General features: G+C 65.4%; 17 protein-coding genes. 12 read left to right on the forward strand and 5 right to left on the reverse strand.

Annotation, left to right across the window (positions count from 1 at the left end; translation table 11 throughout):
* The first annotated feature begins 63 nt into the window (after nucleotides 1–63).
* Both EYB42_RS16585 and EYB42_RS16590 read left to right on the forward strand, forming a co-directional pair.
* Nucleotides 64–555, forward strand: coding sequence for a DUF6441 family protein (locus EYB42_RS16585; protein ID WP_240784238.1), 492 nt, complete (start codon nucleotides 64–66; stop codon nucleotides 553–555).
* 139 nt (nucleotides 556–694) lie between these two features.
* A complete protein-coding gene (locus EYB42_RS16590) occupies nucleotides 695–1336 on the forward strand; it encodes a hypothetical protein (protein WP_135451195.1) in 642 nt (213 codons plus the stop codon).
* Nucleotides 1337–1346: 10 nt separating this feature from the next.
* On the opposite strand, the gene EYB42_RS16595 is transcribed toward EYB42_RS16590, so the two are convergent.
* Nucleotides 1347–2533 (reverse strand): IS3 family transposase gene (locus EYB42_RS16595; RefSeq protein ID WP_135451207.1). Its coding sequence is split into 2 segments (ribosomal slippage): nucleotides 1347–2281 and nucleotides 2281–2533, totalling 1188 coding nucleotides; the frame shifts between segments, so codons are not numbered across the junction.
* 36 nt (nucleotides 2534–2569) lie between these two features.
* On the opposite strand from EYB42_RS16595, the gene EYB42_RS16600 reads away from it, so the two are divergent.
* The gene (locus EYB42_RS16600; RefSeq protein WP_135451196.1) at nucleotides 2570–3247 is read left to right on the forward strand and encodes a hypothetical protein; all 678 of its coding nucleotides are present in this window, start codon (nucleotides 2570–2572) and stop codon (nucleotides 3245–3247) included.
* A 158-nt stretch (nucleotides 3248–3405) separates the two neighbouring features.
* Nucleotides 3406–3828, forward strand: coding sequence for an acyl-CoA transferase (locus EYB42_RS16605; protein ID WP_135451197.1), 423 nt, complete (start codon nucleotides 3406–3408; stop codon nucleotides 3826–3828).
* Between the two features lie 61 nt (nucleotides 3829–3889).
* Here the strand turns inward: EYB42_RS16605 and EYB42_RS16610 are convergent, their stop codons facing one another.
* Both EYB42_RS16610 and EYB42_RS16615 read right to left on the reverse strand, forming a co-directional pair.
* Nucleotides 3890–4090, reverse strand: coding sequence for a hypothetical protein (locus tag EYB42_RS16610; protein WP_135451198.1), 201 nt, complete (start codon nucleotides 4088–4090; stop codon nucleotides 3890–3892).
* A gap of 45 nt (nucleotides 4091–4135) precedes the next feature.
* Nucleotides 4136–4561, reverse strand: a complete 426-nt coding sequence (locus EYB42_RS16615) for a thermonuclease family protein (protein WP_167851056.1) — start codon at nucleotides 4559–4561, stop codon at nucleotides 4136–4138.
* 89 nt (nucleotides 4562–4650) lie between these two features.
* Here EYB42_RS16615 and EYB42_RS16620 point away from each other — a divergent pair, with 89 nt between their 5' ends.
* The 3 genes from EYB42_RS16620 to EYB42_RS16630 all read left to right on the forward strand — a co-directional run bounded on the left by EYB42_RS16620 (nucleotide 4651) and on the right by EYB42_RS16630 (nucleotide 6281).
* The gene (locus EYB42_RS16620) at nucleotides 4651–5589 is read left to right on the forward strand and encodes a phage tail tube protein (protein WP_135451200.1); all 939 of its coding nucleotides are present in this window, start codon (nucleotides 4651–4653) and stop codon (nucleotides 5587–5589) included.
* Between the two features lie 12 nt (nucleotides 5590–5601).
* Nucleotides 5602–6039, forward strand: a complete 438-nt coding sequence (locus tag EYB42_RS16625; protein WP_135451201.1) for a hypothetical protein — start codon at nucleotides 5602–5604, stop codon at nucleotides 6037–6039.
* Nucleotides 6040–6101: 62 nt separating this feature from the next.
* On the forward strand, nucleotides 6102–6281 hold the full coding sequence (locus tag EYB42_RS16630; protein WP_205910005.1) for a DUF7697 family protein: 180 nt from the start codon (nucleotides 6102–6104) through the stop codon (nucleotides 6279–6281).
* Here the strand turns inward: EYB42_RS16630 and EYB42_RS16635 are convergent.
* Together EYB42_RS16635 and EYB42_RS16640 are read right to left on the reverse strand one after the other, a co-directional pair.
* On the reverse strand, nucleotides 6252–6542 hold the full coding sequence (locus tag EYB42_RS16635; RefSeq protein ID WP_205910006.1) for a HigA family addiction module antitoxin: 291 nt from the start codon (nucleotides 6540–6542) through the stop codon (nucleotides 6252–6254). The two genes, EYB42_RS16630 and EYB42_RS16635, sit on opposite strands and share 30 nt — an antisense overlap.
* Before the next feature lie 11 nt (nucleotides 6543–6553).
* On the reverse strand, nucleotides 6554–6835 hold the full coding sequence (locus EYB42_RS16640) for a type II toxin-antitoxin system RelE/ParE family toxin (RefSeq protein WP_135451203.1): 282 nt from the start codon (nucleotides 6833–6835) through the stop codon (nucleotides 6554–6556).
* A 44-nt stretch (nucleotides 6836–6879) separates the two neighbouring features.
* Here EYB42_RS16640 and EYB42_RS16645 point away from each other — a divergent pair, with 44 nt between their 5' ends.
* Genes EYB42_RS16645 through EYB42_RS16665 form a run of 5 tightly spaced genes read left to right on the forward strand, consistent with a single transcriptional unit; the run spans nucleotide 6880 to nucleotide 13541 of the window.
* The gene (locus EYB42_RS16645; RefSeq protein WP_135451204.1) at nucleotides 6880–9357 is read left to right on the forward strand and encodes a phage tail tape measure C-terminal domain-containing protein; all 2478 of its coding nucleotides are present in this window, start codon (nucleotides 6880–6882) and stop codon (nucleotides 9355–9357) included.
* 15 nt (nucleotides 9358–9372) lie between these two features.
* Nucleotides 9373–9966: a hypothetical protein gene (locus EYB42_RS16650; RefSeq protein ID WP_240784240.1), complete on the forward strand. Its 594-nt coding sequence runs from the start codon at nucleotides 9373–9375 to the stop codon at nucleotides 9964–9966.
* Nucleotides 9963–10523, forward strand: a complete 561-nt coding sequence (locus tag EYB42_RS16655; RefSeq protein WP_135451205.1) for a hypothetical protein — start codon at nucleotides 9963–9965, stop codon at nucleotides 10521–10523. The genes EYB42_RS16650 and EYB42_RS16655 overlap by 4 nt, the downstream gene beginning before the upstream one ends.
* Nucleotides 10520–10981: a DUF6950 family protein gene (locus EYB42_RS16660; RefSeq protein ID WP_240784241.1), complete on the forward strand. Its 462-nt coding sequence runs from the start codon at nucleotides 10520–10522 to the stop codon at nucleotides 10979–10981. Before EYB42_RS16655 ends, EYB42_RS16660 begins: the two co-directional genes overlap by 4 nt.
* A gap of 55 nt (nucleotides 10982–11036) precedes the next feature.
* Nucleotides 11037–13541: a phage tail protein gene (locus tag EYB42_RS16665; RefSeq protein WP_135451206.1), complete on the forward strand. Its 2505-nt coding sequence runs from the start codon at nucleotides 11037–11039 to the stop codon at nucleotides 13539–13541.
* Nucleotides 13542–13661: the final 120 nt, after the last annotated feature.

Genomic DNA, 13661 nt, shown 5'->3' on the forward strand with positions numbered 1-13661 from the left:
TCAAAAGTCCCATGTGGATCACTCCGTTGCCCCCGCCGCTCACCGCTCTGGGGGAAGGTTCACATGGCTCAATTCTCAGTGGAAATTATACGCCTACCCGGCTCAGTTCTGGGTGGAAATCAACACCTGAATGCCGCCGCGCTGGTCTGGTCGAACGCCCCGGTCATCGTCGGCGCGCATGACACGGGGCCGCTGATCCGGTCGCGCAACGGGTTCTGGCTGGCGATGCCCACCCCGGCCGCAGGCAAATCCACCCGCGGCGGACGGATCACCCCGGGCGCATGGGAACGCCGCACGGGACTGCGCCTGCGGTTCGTTTACCGGCGCAGAGGGCCGAGCCTATTGGTGGCCGAGGGGCGGTTGAACAGCAAAGGGCGCGCAGTGGCGTCCCGCGCGAAAACCGGCCGCGGGCTGACCACCGTGCCGATCTTCCTGCTGGTGCCGCAGGTCAAGCTGCGCAAGCGGCTGGATCTGGCGCGGGATGCCGAGCGGGCTATAGACGGCGTGCCCGGGCGGATCGTGGCGGGTTGGATGAACAGCGCTGCAGTCAGATAACCAGCAATGTGCATCGCGGATGGAGCATACCGGTGTGGCGAGCGCTCCAGATCCACACCTTCAGCAACCCATCAAGCAAGAAAATTCTTGCACGATGCAGATTTTTCATCAACGATCAGAGTAAATTGAGGGGTTAAACATGAATCTTGCAAGAACTTTAACACTTGCTTTCCTCCTTATATTTGGCTCCGCCCAAGCGATACTCGCGCGAGAACCGACGCAAGCGGACTTGCGCCCCAATGTGCAGGCCGTAATCGACAAGATCCTTTTTCATTATGATGTTGAGAACTTCAATTTCAAAAATTTTCCAGGCGAGAGTGGAACGGGGCGAACCAGCATCGAGGGCGTCGCCATATTGCGTGAAGACCTTTATGCTCGCGATATCAATGCGGGCTGGATGAGGCAGCGACTTTTGTCAGCTGGTGTGCCATCGTCAGAAATACGAACGAACGAACGAGTCTTTGAGTTCGTTGTGAAGCGGAAGAAAAATGAGAGAATAAATTTCTCGTTTGACCTCGAATACAGAGAGGCGGTTTCTGGCTTCGCATTCAGTGTGAATAACCTGACAAGCTACAGAGTAACCGAAAAGCCACTTCGGGATCTGTTCGGTGAATTTTACATAGCTGGTTCGCCGGAGGCAGAGCGTTACTTTCAAGAACGTCTTGCTCCCTTCCAGAAAAAGACTGCGCTATTAGATAGTGTGAGCGCGTATTTCTCTGGCGCGAAACTGTATGGCTTTCAACAAGGATATGACGAGAAAAAAAGAGCGCCCGTGCTGTGACCCCCGACGCTCATCCGGCTGATACCAGAGTCGGCGATTGAATTTGGCGCTGTTGCGCCGACGGAGCAATGGGCGATCTGCGGAGCGTTTCGGTCGCGCGAGGCTGATCGCCCATTGCGGTGAGTTGGGCAGCAAAGACCGCCGGGGCCTGATAGCCGAGGGCGGAATGAGGCCGCTCAGTGTTGTAGATGTGGGTCCAGCGGGCCACGGCCTCGCGGGCGTGGTCGATGCCGAAGAACAGGGTCTCGTTCAGGAGTTCGTCGCGCATGCGGCCGTTGAACGCCTCGCAGTTCCCGTTCTGCATGGGCTTACCGGGCGCGATGTAGTGCCACTTCACCTTCATCTTCTCTGCCCATTCCAGGATCGCGTTCGAGGTGAACTCGGTGCCATTATCGCTGACGATCACGCCGGGCTTTCCACGCCGCTCGATCAGGGCCGTCAGTTCCCTGGCGACCCGGCGGCCTGAAATCGAGGTGTCGACCACGGCCGCCAGGCTTTCCTTGGTCACATCGTCGATCACGTTCAGAATGCGAAATCGGCGGCCGTCGGCAAACTGATCCTGAACAAAATCGACCGACCAGCGAGCGTTGGCCAAAGCCTCGGTCACCAGCGGCGCCCGTGTTCCGATGGCCCTCTTGCGGTTGCGACGCCGACGCACGGACAGGCCCTCTTCCCGGTATAGCCGCTGGGTTCGTTTGCGGTTCAGCACATGGCCGTCGCGACGCAGGATCACATGCAGCCGGCGATAGCCGAACCGCCGATGCGTCTCGGCGGCCCCGCGCAGCACCTCGCGCAAGGCAGCATCGTCCGGGCGCCGGTGCCGATAGCGCACAGAAGACCGATCCGCCCCGATCAGGGAACACGCCCGCCGCTCGCTCATCTCGTAGCCCTGTTCGAGATGGGCGACGGCCTCGCGCCTGGCGGCGGGCGTTACCATTTTTTTGACAGCAGGTCCTTGAGCGCCGTGTTGTCCAGCATTGCCTCGGCCAGCAGGCGCTTCAGCTTGGCGTTCTCGTCTTCGAGCGCCTTCAGACGCTTCGCCTCGGACGGCTCCATGCCGCCGAACTTCGCCTTCCAGGCATAAAATGTGGCGCCGCTGATCCCGTGCCTGCGGCAGACCTCGGCTGTCTTTGCGCCCGCCTCCTGCTCCCGCAGGATCGCGATAATCTGCTCTTCCGTGAACTTCGATCTCTTCATGTCCGGTCCTCTCCTTGGGCCGGACTCTAGCATCAGATGGACGAGTTATCGGGGGGCACAGCACCCGCAGACACATTTGAGAAGAAGTTTGAAATATCCTGCCCGGAAACTGAACTCGCCCTGTCTGACGACTTCAGGTTTGGACCTGTATCCGGCCGAACCAACTATTATGTTGACTGTTCAGCAATTTTTTACTCTGAGTTTATTGGAGGTTACGGGAAAGAGGGTATAGCTGCGGGCACGCAAGGTCCAATTCGAATTGATATTAAGGTAACTGCTGGCTCTGATTCTTCAGAAGTCAATGTCATGATCGGCGGTCGCATCAATCAAGCCTGGAAAGGCACCGAATTCAGTAGAAACAGCATGTCGTTTGAAAACGACTTTAGCCGATTTTTTAGCAGAACCACCAAGGATCCGGCAGGTGGAGTGCCCCCTGAGAGTCAGTATGTCGAGCTCGAAGAAGTGTTCATAGGCGCACCAGACAGCCAGCGTTATGTATTGCGGGATGACACTTGGTTGGTGTTTACCATTCCAAAAATGAGCTGCTACTCGTATCTGCCTGATAACTATCCAGATGACTTCAGTGTTATTCTCAGAACTGATTTTTCAAATGACAAGCTTCACCTTCGGTCTTCTAAGGGGGTAACAGGAGTTCTTGTTGATATTTACAAGAACGGTGAAAGCTCACGGTGGGGGCAAAAATGCCAACTATAGATGAGTACGGGGGTATTTTTTTCTTGAATCTTTTACCTTTAGCCATAAAGCTCTCAATATTCAGCGTTTAGTTTCGATTGCGATTACATCAATGGTCCTTCTCACGTATGATTCGGAGGTTGCAGGCAAAAATTCTAGAAAATAGGTTTTGCATTCAAATGCCCACCACCCGCGAAACCATCCTCGCCGCGCTGCACGCGCGCCTGCAGCCGCTTGCCGCCCTGACCTTGCGCGACGAGGTCCTGCCCGAGCGGATCCCGACAGCCGGGCTGCTCATCCTGCGCGATGGCCAACCGGGCGAGCCAGAGGTGACGCTGTCGCCCCTGCGCTATCACTACCAGCACCGCGCTGAATTGGAGGTCGTCGTCCAAGCGGGCACAGACCGGGCCACCGCCTTCGATGACCTGATCGCCGCCATCGGCACAGCGCTGGGGGCTGACCGGACGCTTGGCGGCCTTTGCGACTGGGTCGAACCCGAGGCCCCTGCCTCGGTCGATCTGCCCCTCGAGGGTGCTGCGGCGCTGAAAGCTGCGGTGATCACTGTCATCCTGCACTATTCCACCACCGGGCCGCTGGCCTGATACTTGGACCACTGGTCGGTGCCTTTCGACCGAGGTCTCAAGGACGATCAGCTGAAGGCCGTCAAGCCCGTCGGTTCCCGGCATCGCCGAGGAGCCAAAGGAAGAAGATCGCGAAGAACGGCGAGAAGATGAGGCTCAGAAGCACCCAGACGACCGCACTGCGCCCCCGCGCCTCGGCCATCCGGGCCGGAAGCAGGATGAACAGCCACAGCGCGAACCAGAGGGCCGCAAGGCCGAAAAGTAGGGCGAAGAGGCCCTCCATCACGCCACGCACCAGATCATGGGGCGCAGGCTATCGGCCCGCAGGCTACCGGCAGGTGCCATAATACCCTTTGGAGAACCTGCAATACTCCCGCGCTGCCCCGGAGCGGATCATCTCGGCGGCGATGTCCCGACCGTCGGGCAGGAAGCACTGCGCAACCAGGCGGCCGTAGCGGTCAATGTCGAGGACGGCGCAGCGCAGGCGCTTGCCCGAGATCAGCCCTCGCAGAGCGGCGGTGGCGGCCGAACCACCTCGCTGGTCCCACTCGGGCGCATCAAGGCCCCAGACCCGGATGCGACGGGACTCGCCGCTGAGGGTGAAGGTATCGCCGTCGAGGATCTTGCTGACCCGTGCCTCCAGCGCGCTTGACTGCTGGGCTTGCGCTTCGGGCTGGCTGATGAGGGCGGCCAGAATTGCGATTACCGCCAACAGAAATGCCGCACGGCGCAACGGGCGCGTGAAGCGGCGCATGAGAATTCTTCCAATCATCCCGGCAGATGGCCCGAGAAACGGCCCTGCCGCAATCCCCTGACAGTTCAAAGCAGAAAGGAACCTCTTCCATGGCACGTGCGCAAGGCGCGCGGGCGCAGATGGCGCTTGCGTTCGAGACCACCTACGGCACCCCGCCCTTGAGCGGCTTCACCCGGATGCCCTTTGCCAGCACCACGCTCGGCGCGGAACAGCCGCTCCTGTCGAGCGAGCTACTAGGCTACGGCCGCGATCCGCTGGCCCCGGTCAAGGATGCGGTGACGGCGGATGGCGATGTGGTGGTGCCGATCGATGCAGAGGCTTTCGGCTTCTGGCTGAAGGCGGCCTTCGGCGATCCGGTCACCACGGGCACGGGGCCATATACCCACGAGTTCCGCTCCGGGAGCTGGACCTTGCCGTCGATATCGATCGAGACCGGCATGCCCGAGATGCCGCGTTATGCGATGTATTCCGGCTGCGTCCTGGACCAGCTCAGCTGGCAGATGCAGCGGTCGGGCCTGCTGACGGCCACCGCCCGGCTGGTGGCGCAGGGCGAGACGATTGCCGCCGCGAGCGGTGCCGGCACGCCGGACGAGCTGTCCCTCCAGCGCTTCGGTCACTTCAACGGCGCGATCAGCCGTGATGGCGTGGCCCTCGGCAATGTGGTCTCGGCCGAGATCACCTATGCCAACAACCTCGACCGGATCGAGACCATCCGCGCGGATGGCAAGATCGACGGCGCTGATCCCTCCATCGCCGCACTCACGGGGCGGATCGAGGTGCGGTTTGCCGACCAGACGCTGGTGGCACAGGCCCAGACCGGCGATCCCTGCGAGATTGCCTTCGCCTACACCCTGCCCTCGGGCGAGAGCTTCAGCTTCACCGCCCATGCGGTCTACCTGCCGCGGCCGCGGATCGAGATCCCGGGCCCGCAGGGCATCCAGGCCAGCTTCGACTGGCAGGCCGCCCGGGCCGAGACCACCGGCCGGATGTGCACCACCGTCCTCGTCAACTCTGTCGCCACCTATTGAGAAGACCCCGTCATGCTGACCCTCGATCTCATCAACGCCCCGTCCTGGTGCGACCTCATCCCCGGCGTGCGCGTGAAGCTGCGCCCGCTGACCACCGCGCTGATGGTGTCGGCGCGCAGCGATCCCGCGATTTCCGACCTGCCCGAGGGGGCCGCGACCGACGAGGCGGCGCTCGCCATGGCCAAGGCGCTGGCGCGGCGGGCGATCCTCGACTGGGAGGGGATCGGCGATGCCACAGGCCAGCCCTTGCCGGTCAGCCCCGAGGCGATCGACGCGCTTCTCGACCTCTGGCCGGCCTTCGAGGCGTTCCAGTCGTCTTACGTCGCAAAAGCTCTTCTGCTGGATGCGGAAAAAAACGTCTCGTCGCCCTTGCCGACTGGGTCTTCGGCGGGGGCGAAGGCTACTGCGCGGCCTGCGGAACAACCTGTCCCGACTGCCCCGCTCGGCTGAACCAGCCGCAGACGCTGGAAGGCGCGCAGGTCTGGGACCTGGTCCAGCGCCTTGGAGGGCAGATGCGCGTCATCCCCGGCGCGGTGATCGGATGGGACTTGGGTGCCGCTCTCGTTCTGGGGCAGGCTCTGGGCGTAAACCCGATGATCGCCGCCGAACTCTTGCCCGAGATCGAGGCGGTGATGGTGCGGCGCGTGAACGAACAGCTGCGATCAGGCAGCCTGCAGGGGCACGATCCCTGAGACATCGACGGTCTTGCGGGCGCGGGCCAGATCCCAGGCGCGCTGGAGGTTCATCCAGTATTCCGGCGTGGTGCCGAAATAGGTGGCCAGCCGCATCGCCGTGTCCGCAGTCAGCGCTGTCTCGCCCTTGACCAGCCGTTCGATCCGGGTGCGCGGAACCTGCAGGTGCCGGGCAAGGGCGGGCGCGCTCATCTCGAGGGGAAGAAGATAGAGCTCGTGCAGAACTTCGCCCGGATGGGAGGGGTTGGTGATCAGGCTCATCGTCATTCCTTTCAGTGGTAGTCCACGATCTCGACATCCTGCGGACCCTGATCGGTCCAGACGAAACAGATGCGCCACTGGCCATTGATGCGCACCGAATGCTGCCCTGCGCGATCCCCGCTCAGGGCTTCCAGATGGTTGCCCGGCGGAAACCGCAGATCCTCAAGCAGCATGGCCGCGTCCAGTGCCGAGAGCATGGCGCGCGTCCGTCTGACCAGATCAGCCGGAAAGCCCTTGCCGAAGCGGTCCTGGACCGCAGCGGCGGCAAGCTTTCCACGCGTGCTGATGATCATGCCCCCCATGTATCACGTCATGATACACAAATCAAGGACTCCCCATGGCCGAAAAACGCGTCTCCGTCCGCCTCGCCGCTGTGGGCGGCCGCCAGGTACGCGCCGAACTGGAGGGCGTCGGCGAGGCCGGGGCGAAGGGCTTCGGTCGCCTCAGCCGCGAGATGGAACTGGCCAACACCCGGTTGGCCAGCTTCGCCCGTCGCGCGGGTCTGGCTCTCGGCGCTGCCGCGGCTGCCGCCACGGCTTCCCTCGGCCTGATCGTCCGCTCCACGGCCGAGAGCGCGGCGCAGATCCGGCAGTTCGCGCAGGTTGCCAATGCCACGCCCGAGGTGCTGCAGCGCTGGTCGGCCGGGGCGCGCACGGTCGGGATCGAGCAGGAGAAGCTCGCCGACATCCTGAAGGACGTGAACGACCGGGTCGGGGACTTCCTGCAGACCGGCGGCGGGCCGATGAAGGACTTCTTCGAGACTGTCGCGCCGCGCGTGGGTGTCACCGCCGACCAGTTCGCGCGGCTCTCCGGTCCCGAGGCGCTGCAGCTATATGTCGACACGCTGGAACGCGCCGACTTCAGCCAGCAGGAGATGACCTTCCATCTCGAGGCCATGGCGTCCGACGCCACCCGCCTCCTGCCGCTTCTGCGGAGTGGCGGGGCGGAAATGGCCCGGCTCGGCGACCAGGCTTCCGACCTCGGCGCGGTGCTCGACGGCGATGCGCTGGACGCCCTTCGGCGCACGCAAGCCGCACTGGGCAGCGTCTCGCTGGTCTTCGAGGGCCTGCGCAATCGCATCGCCGTGGCCGTGGCCCCGACCATCGAGGCGCTGGCCACGGCATTCGTCGCTCTGGCCTCGGATGGCGGCATCCTGCGGACGGCGATCGATGCGCTGGTCGGCAACCTCGGGCGCCTGGCCAGCTATGCCGCAACCTTCGCTGCGGTGATGGCGGGACGCTGGGTCGTAGGCGTCGCGGCGGCGGCACTCTCCGTCCGCGGCCTTGCCACCGCTCTCGTCTTCCTGCGCGGCGCGCTGATCCGCACCGGCATCGGGGCGCTGATCGTCGGGGCGGGGGAACTCGTCTACCAGTTCACCCAGCTCGTCGCCCGGGTCGGCGGTGTCGGCGAGGCCTTCCGGCTCCTCGGCGATCTGGCGCGGGAGGTCTGGTCGCGCATCGGCATGGCGCTGGCTGCCGCATTTGCCAACATGGCGGCTGGCTGGGAGGGTCTGAAGGCGGCAGGTATTACGGCGCTCGAGGGCACCATCACCGGGGTCGTCAGCTTTGGCGACCGGACGGCGGCGATCTTCCAGGGCGCCTATGACGCGGCGGTGGCGATCTGGGGCAGTCTGCCCGGGGCCATCGGCGACTTCGCCTTCCAGGCGGCGAACGGGCTGATCTCGGGCGTCGAGGCGATGCTGAACGGCGTCGTCACCCGCATCAACGGCTTCATCGAAGGGCTGAACGCGGCCCTCGCCCTGCTGCCGGAGTGGGCGACGGGCGAAGGCGGGGTGCGGATCGGCACCCTCGATCCGGTGGAGCTGAGTCGCGTCGGCAATCCGTTCGAAGGCGCGGCAACAGCCGCAGGCACCGCCGCAGCGGAGGCCTTCTCCACCGCATTGGCAAGGACGTATCTGGAGCCGCCCGATCTCGGCCTCGGGGCGATGGCCGGTGACGCCCGTGCCACGGCGGCGGGTTACCGCGAGGCCGCAACCATGCTCGCCGATGCCGCGGGTCGACCGCTGGCCAGCTGGCAGGCGCTGAAGGATGCGATGACCGGCGCGGGTAGCGAGGGCGAAGCGGCGCTCGGCGGCGCGGCGGACGCGGCGGGGGCGCTCGCAGATGGCCTCGACGAGGCAGGCGGCGCGGCCGGGGGTGCGGGGGCTGCCGCGAAGAAGGCAGCGGAAGAGGCGGCCACCGGCTGGCAGGCCGTGACCAAGTCTCTGGCAGACTATGCAAAGGGCGCGATGGACTGGGGCAAGGGCCTCGGCGAGACGCTGGTCTCGGCCTTCGCCTCGGCCGAGAACTCCTTCCGCACCTTCGTCACCACCGGCAAGTTCGACTTCAAGTCGCTGATCTCGTCGATTCTCGCCGATCTCGCGACGCTGGCCTTCAAGAACACGGTCCTGGGCCCGCTGGCCAATTGGCTCTCGGGTGGCCTGGGCGGCATCTTCGCCCCCGTCAAGCACGCAGGCGGCATGGTCGGCGCCCCCGGTCCCGGCCGCATGGTGCCTGCGCTGGCCTTTGCGGGCGCGCCCAAGTTGCACAATGGCGGCTGGGCCGGGCTCCGACCTGACGAGGTCCCAGCGATCCTGCAGCGCGGCGAACGGGTGCTGTCGCGGGCCGAGGTCGCATCCGGGGTGGGACGGGGCGGTGGCGCTGCAAGCGGCGTCACGATCAGCATCGATGCCCGTGGCGCGCAGGCGGGTGTCGCGGAACAGATCGACGCCAAGCTGCGCGCGGCGATCCCGGAGATTGCACGGCTTGCAAAAGCCAGCGTCGCCGATGGGCGGCGGCGCGGCCATGCGCTTTGAGGAGAGGCCCGAGCGATGATCCCTGAACTTCCGCTGACGCTGGTGCAATCGCTGGAACGCCGCCTCATCACGACCACGGCCGTCGCCGCCTCGCCCTTCACCGGAAGCGAAGAGGTCCAGGACTGGGGTGGCGAATGGTGGGACTATGGGATCGAGATGGCGCGGACAACGGGCCGTGATGGCCGCCGCCTCTCGGCCTTCCTCGCCGCCCTCGGCGGCCCGCGCGGACGCTTCCTCTTCCGCGACCCGAGCATTCGGCAACCGGGAAGCCTGCTGGCGCCCTTTGTCTCAGGCGGCTTTCAGAGTGGCAACCAGCTTGTCACTGCCGGATGGCCGCCCTTCTCGACGCCGCTACTTGCGGGGGACTTCTTCTCGCTCGGCGACGGGGACCATACTCGGCTCCATCAACTGACGGCGGATGTGGTCACCGATGAGGCGGGTCAGGCCACGCTCGCCTTCGTGCCGCGGCTGCGCGCGCCGCCCATCGACAGCACGCCCCTCGAGATCGCGGCCCCGGCAGTCGTTTTGCGCCTGACCGCGCCGGTCACGACCCGGATCGGCCGGGCCGAGAGCTTCCTCTTCACCCTTGCCGCTCGGGAGGCATTATGAGCCGCGATCTGAGCCCCGACTTTGCCGCGGCTCTGGCCGAGCGCGATCTGTGGCCGGTGATCTTCTTCGAAGGCCAGTTCGCCTCCGGCCCCGTGCGGCTCTGGTCGGGCCTTGGCGAGATCGGCTGGGCAGGGGAAAGCTGGTTAGGGGCAGGCGCGCTTCTGGGCCTCGGGTCCATCGAGGAAACTTCCGAGGTGGTGGCGGGCGGCACTTCGGTCTCGCTCTCCGGCATTCCGCCCAGTCTCGTGCAAATGGCCATCGCGGAAGCCCGACAAGGTCTGCCCGGGCGGGTCTGGCTCGGGCTGCTGACGCCCGAGGGTGCGATCATCGCCGATCCGGTGCTGGCCTTTGCGGGGCGCCTCGATGTGCCGGAAATCACCGATGATGCGGAGACCTGCCGGATCACCATCAGCTACGAGAGCCGCCTGATTGATCTCAACACGCCCCGCAGCTGGCGCTACACCCATGAAAGCCAGCAGGCGCTCCATCCCGGCGATCTCGGGTTTGAATATGTCTCGGCCATCCAGGACCGGGAAGTGACCTGGGGGCGCGGATGACGGATGTGGAAGAAACCGCGGCGGTCGTCACGGCAGCCGTCGTGAACCGGACCACCCGCATCCTCCACTGGGAACGCCACCTTGCCGAGGCGATCGAGGCCGCGCGCGACCGGTCCTTCCGCTGGGGCCAGCATGACTGCGCGACCTTCGCCTTCGACCTGCGGCGCACGCTTGCGGGTGGGCCTGACGTCGCAGCACTCTGGCGCGGACGCTACAGGACGGCGCGCGGGGCTGTGCGGGTGATGCGGCGGCTTGGCTGGTCCTCGCTCGAGGCGGCCGGCCGCGATCTTCTGGGCGCGCCTCTCCCGTCCGTCCACCACGCCCAACGGGGTGACCTCGTGCTGGCCAACACGGGCCTCGGCTTCGGCATCTGCCTCGGCGCACAGGCCGCGGGGATCGCGCCCTCCGGCCTTCTCCTTGTGCCGATTACCGCCTGCGCACTGGCCTGGCGCGTCTGACGCGCTCGCCTGACGCAGGCCGATCCCTTTCCTTCCAACCGGAAACCTGCCCCTCATGCCCTTCATTGTCTCTGCGGTCACGGCGGTTGCCGGGGCGATCTCCGGCGTGCTGGCAGCGGGCGGCATCGGTGCAGCGCTGGTGCGGCTCGGCGGTACACTGCTTCTCTCCTACGCTTCCCAGGCGCTGATGCCGAAGCCCAAGGTGGCGCTGCAGGCCCGCACGGTGACAGTGCGCGAGCCGGTGGTGCCGCGCGACATGGTCTATGGCCGGGCGCGGAAAGGCGGCGTCATCACCTTCCTGCATGCCTCGGGGCCGAAGGACCAGTTCCTGCATCTGGTGATCGTTCTGGCCGCGCATCGGGTCAAGTCCCTCGGGGCGATCTGGTTCGACGGCGAGATGGCCGTCAGCGCGGGCGGCATCGTGCAGGGCCGCTGGGCGGGCAAGATCGCTGTCGAGAAGCGGCTCGGCGCCGAGGACCAGGCCGCCTTTGCAGACCTCATGGCCAATGTGCCGACCAAATGGACCGCGGCGCATCGGCTCGCGGGCTGCGCCGCACTCTATCTGCGGCTCACCTATGATGCGGATGCCTTTCCGGGCGGGATCCCGAACATCAGCGTCGACATCGAGGGCAAGAACGACATCCTCGATCCCCGCACCGGATTGCGAGCCTATTCGGAGAACCCCGCGCTCTGCCTTGCGGACTATCTCGCCCATCCGGCCTTCGGCGTCGGGGCCGGGATCGGCGCTGCCGACGGGATCGAGGTCGAGAGCCTGATCGAGGCCGCGAACATCTGCGACGAGATGGTGCCCCTGGCATCCGGCGGATCGGAGCGGCGCTACAGCTGCAACGGCGTCGTGTCGCTGGCGGAAAGCCCGAAGACCATCATCGAGGGGCTGTTGTCCGCGATGGCCGGTCGCGTCGCCGTGCAGGGCGGCAACTGGCGCATCCATGCCGGGGCGTATCGTCTGCCCGAGGTCACGCTGAGTGCCGATGACGTGCGCGCGGGCGGCCTGGTGCTCGCCACCCGCGTCAGCCAGTCGGCGAACTTCAACGGCGTGCGCGGCCAGTTCGTCAGCCCGGAGAACGACTGGCAACCGGACGACTTTCCGGCTTATGCCAGCGACGTCTATCTCACCGAAGATGGCGGCGAGCGGAAATGGCGCGATCTGCCCTTGCCCTTCACCATCTCCGCCGCGATGGCGCAGCGGCTGGCCAAGATCGAACTTGAGCGCGCCCGGCGCCAGATGACCGTTAAGCTCTCGGGCAAGCTTGCCGCCTGGCGGGCCGGAGTGGGCGAGACGGTGATGCTCTCCTATGTCCGCTGGGGCTTTGCGGCAAAACCCTTCGAGGTGCAGGGGGTGAGCCTTGATCTGACCGCTTCCGGCGACGGTGCGCTTCTCCTGCCGGAACTCGTCCTGCGCGAGACCTCGCCCCTGGTCTATGACTGGTCGGCCTCGGAAGAGGCGATCTACGCGGCGGCCCCGCGCACCACATTGCCGGGGCCTGCCGATGTGCCAGCCCCCGGCACGCCGCATCTGGCGGAGGAGATGTACGAAACCCGGGGCGGGACCGGCGTGCGGACCCTGATCCGGGTCACTTGGGTCGAGGCGCCCTCGGACTTCGTGCGGGACTATCAGATCCGGGCCCGGCGGGTTCTGGACAAGGAGGGTCTCCCGACCGGGGAAGACTGGATCACCCTTGGCCGCACCGACCAGCCCGCCTGGGAGATCCGCGATGTGAAGCCCGGCCGCTGGGAGGTGGCGGTGAAGTCGCTCTCGGTGATCGGGGTCTCCTCGGACTATGTCAGCGCGGAGATCGAGATCCTCGGGCTGACCGCCCCGCCTGCCGCGCTCGAGACCCTGACGATCCAGACCGCGGGCGGGCTCGCGATCCTGAAATGGTCGCCCTCGGCCGATCTCGACGTGCGGATCGGCGGGCGGATCGTGATCCGGCATTCCGCCGCCACGACCGCGACCTGGGCCACTTCGACCAGCATGGACGAGGTTGCGGGCTCCGATGCCGTGGCGCTCGTCCCCCTGAAGCCCGGCACCTATCTTCTCCGCGCCCGCGACAACTCCGGCAATCTCGGCCCCGTGGCGAGCGTCGTGACCAAGGGCGCGCAGGTCCTGCCCTTCGCCCCGGTGATGAGCCTCGCGGCCGACCCGGCCTGGATCGGCACCGGGGTAAATGTCACGGTCGATGGTGGCGCGCTGAAGCTTGCGGATATCGGCAGCGAGGGAAGCTTCACCTTTCCGGCCGGGATGGACTTCGGGAGCCTGCGCCGCGTGCGGCTGCGCTCGGAGATCGATGTCGCCGCGCTGAACCTCGGCGGGCTGATCGATGACCGGCTGGCGCTGATCGACAGCTGGCTCGATGTCGATGACACCGACGGGGCGGAGATCGACGTGATCGTCGAAGCCCGCAGCACTGACGACGATCCGGCCGGCATGCCCGTCTGGTCCGACTGGTCCCGGCTCGACTCGTCCGAAGATGAAGTCCGTGCGGTCGAACTGCGGGCCCGGCTGATGTCCGAGAGCCCCGATTACAACGTCTGTTGATTTCCACCCAGAACTGAGCCGGGTTTTCCATCGAGAAGTGAGCCACCTCTGATTATGGATTTCGGCTCAGGCTGGGGTCAAGGCATGGCTGTCTTCCTTCTTTTTGCGGGTCGCTGCGGC

Source organism: Tabrizicola caldifontis, from assembly GCF_004762095.1.
GTDB classification, from domain to species: domain Bacteria; phylum Pseudomonadota; class Alphaproteobacteria; order Rhodobacterales; family Rhodobacteraceae; genus Tabrizicola; species Tabrizicola caldifontis.

Coding starts and splice junctions, on each gene's coding strand:
- EYB42_RS16630 (WP_205910005.1), top strand. CDS start 6,102: ATGCGCGTCATCCCCGGCGCGGTGATCGGATGGGACTTGGGTGCCGCT.
- EYB42_RS16665 (WP_135451206.1), top strand. CDS start 11,037: ATGCCCTTCATTGTCTCTGCGGTCACGGCGGTTGCCGGGGCGATCTCC.
- EYB42_RS16655 (WP_135451205.1), top strand. CDS start 9,963: ATGAGCCGCGATCTGAGCCCCGACTTTGCCGCGGCTCTGGCCGAGCGC.
- EYB42_RS16590 (WP_135451195.1), top strand. CDS start 695: ATGAATCTTGCAAGAACTTTAACACTTGCTTTCCTCCTTATATTTGGC.
- EYB42_RS16605 (WP_135451197.1), top strand. CDS start 3,406: ATGCCCACCACCCGCGAAACCATCCTCGCCGCGCTGCACGCGCGCCTG.
- EYB42_RS16635 (WP_205910006.1), bottom strand. CDS start 6,542: ATGAGCCTGATCACCAACCCCTCCCATCCGGGCGAAGTTCTGCACGAG.
- EYB42_RS16620 (WP_135451200.1), top strand. CDS start 4,651: ATGGCACGTGCGCAAGGCGCGCGGGCGCAGATGGCGCTTGCGTTCGAG.
- EYB42_RS16640 (WP_135451203.1), bottom strand. CDS start 6,835: ATGATCATCAGCACGCGTGGAAAGCTTGCCGCCGCTGCGGTCCAGGAC.
- EYB42_RS16625 (WP_135451201.1), top strand. CDS start 5,602: ATGCTGACCCTCGATCTCATCAACGCCCCGTCCTGGTGCGACCTCATC.
- EYB42_RS16645 (WP_135451204.1), top strand. CDS start 6,880: ATGGCCGAAAAACGCGTCTCCGTCCGCCTCGCCGCTGTGGGCGGCCGC.
- EYB42_RS16660 (WP_240784241.1), top strand. CDS start 10,520: ATGACGGATGTGGAAGAAACCGCGGCGGTCGTCACGGCAGCCGTCGTG.
- EYB42_RS16650 (WP_240784240.1), top strand. CDS start 9,373: ATGATCCCTGAACTTCCGCTGACGCTGGTGCAATCGCTGGAACGCCGC.
- EYB42_RS16585 (WP_240784238.1), top strand. CDS start 64: ATGGCTCAATTCTCAGTGGAAATTATACGCCTACCCGGCTCAGTTCTG.
- EYB42_RS16610 (WP_135451198.1), bottom strand. CDS start 4,090: ATGGAGGGCCTCTTCGCCCTACTTTTCGGCCTTGCGGCCCTCTGGTTC.
- EYB42_RS16600 (WP_135451196.1), top strand. CDS start 2,570: ATGGACGAGTTATCGGGGGGCACAGCACCCGCAGACACATTTGAGAAG.
- EYB42_RS16615 (WP_167851056.1), bottom strand. CDS start 4,561: ATGCGCCGCTTCACGCGCCCGTTGCGCCGTGCGGCATTTCTGTTGGCG.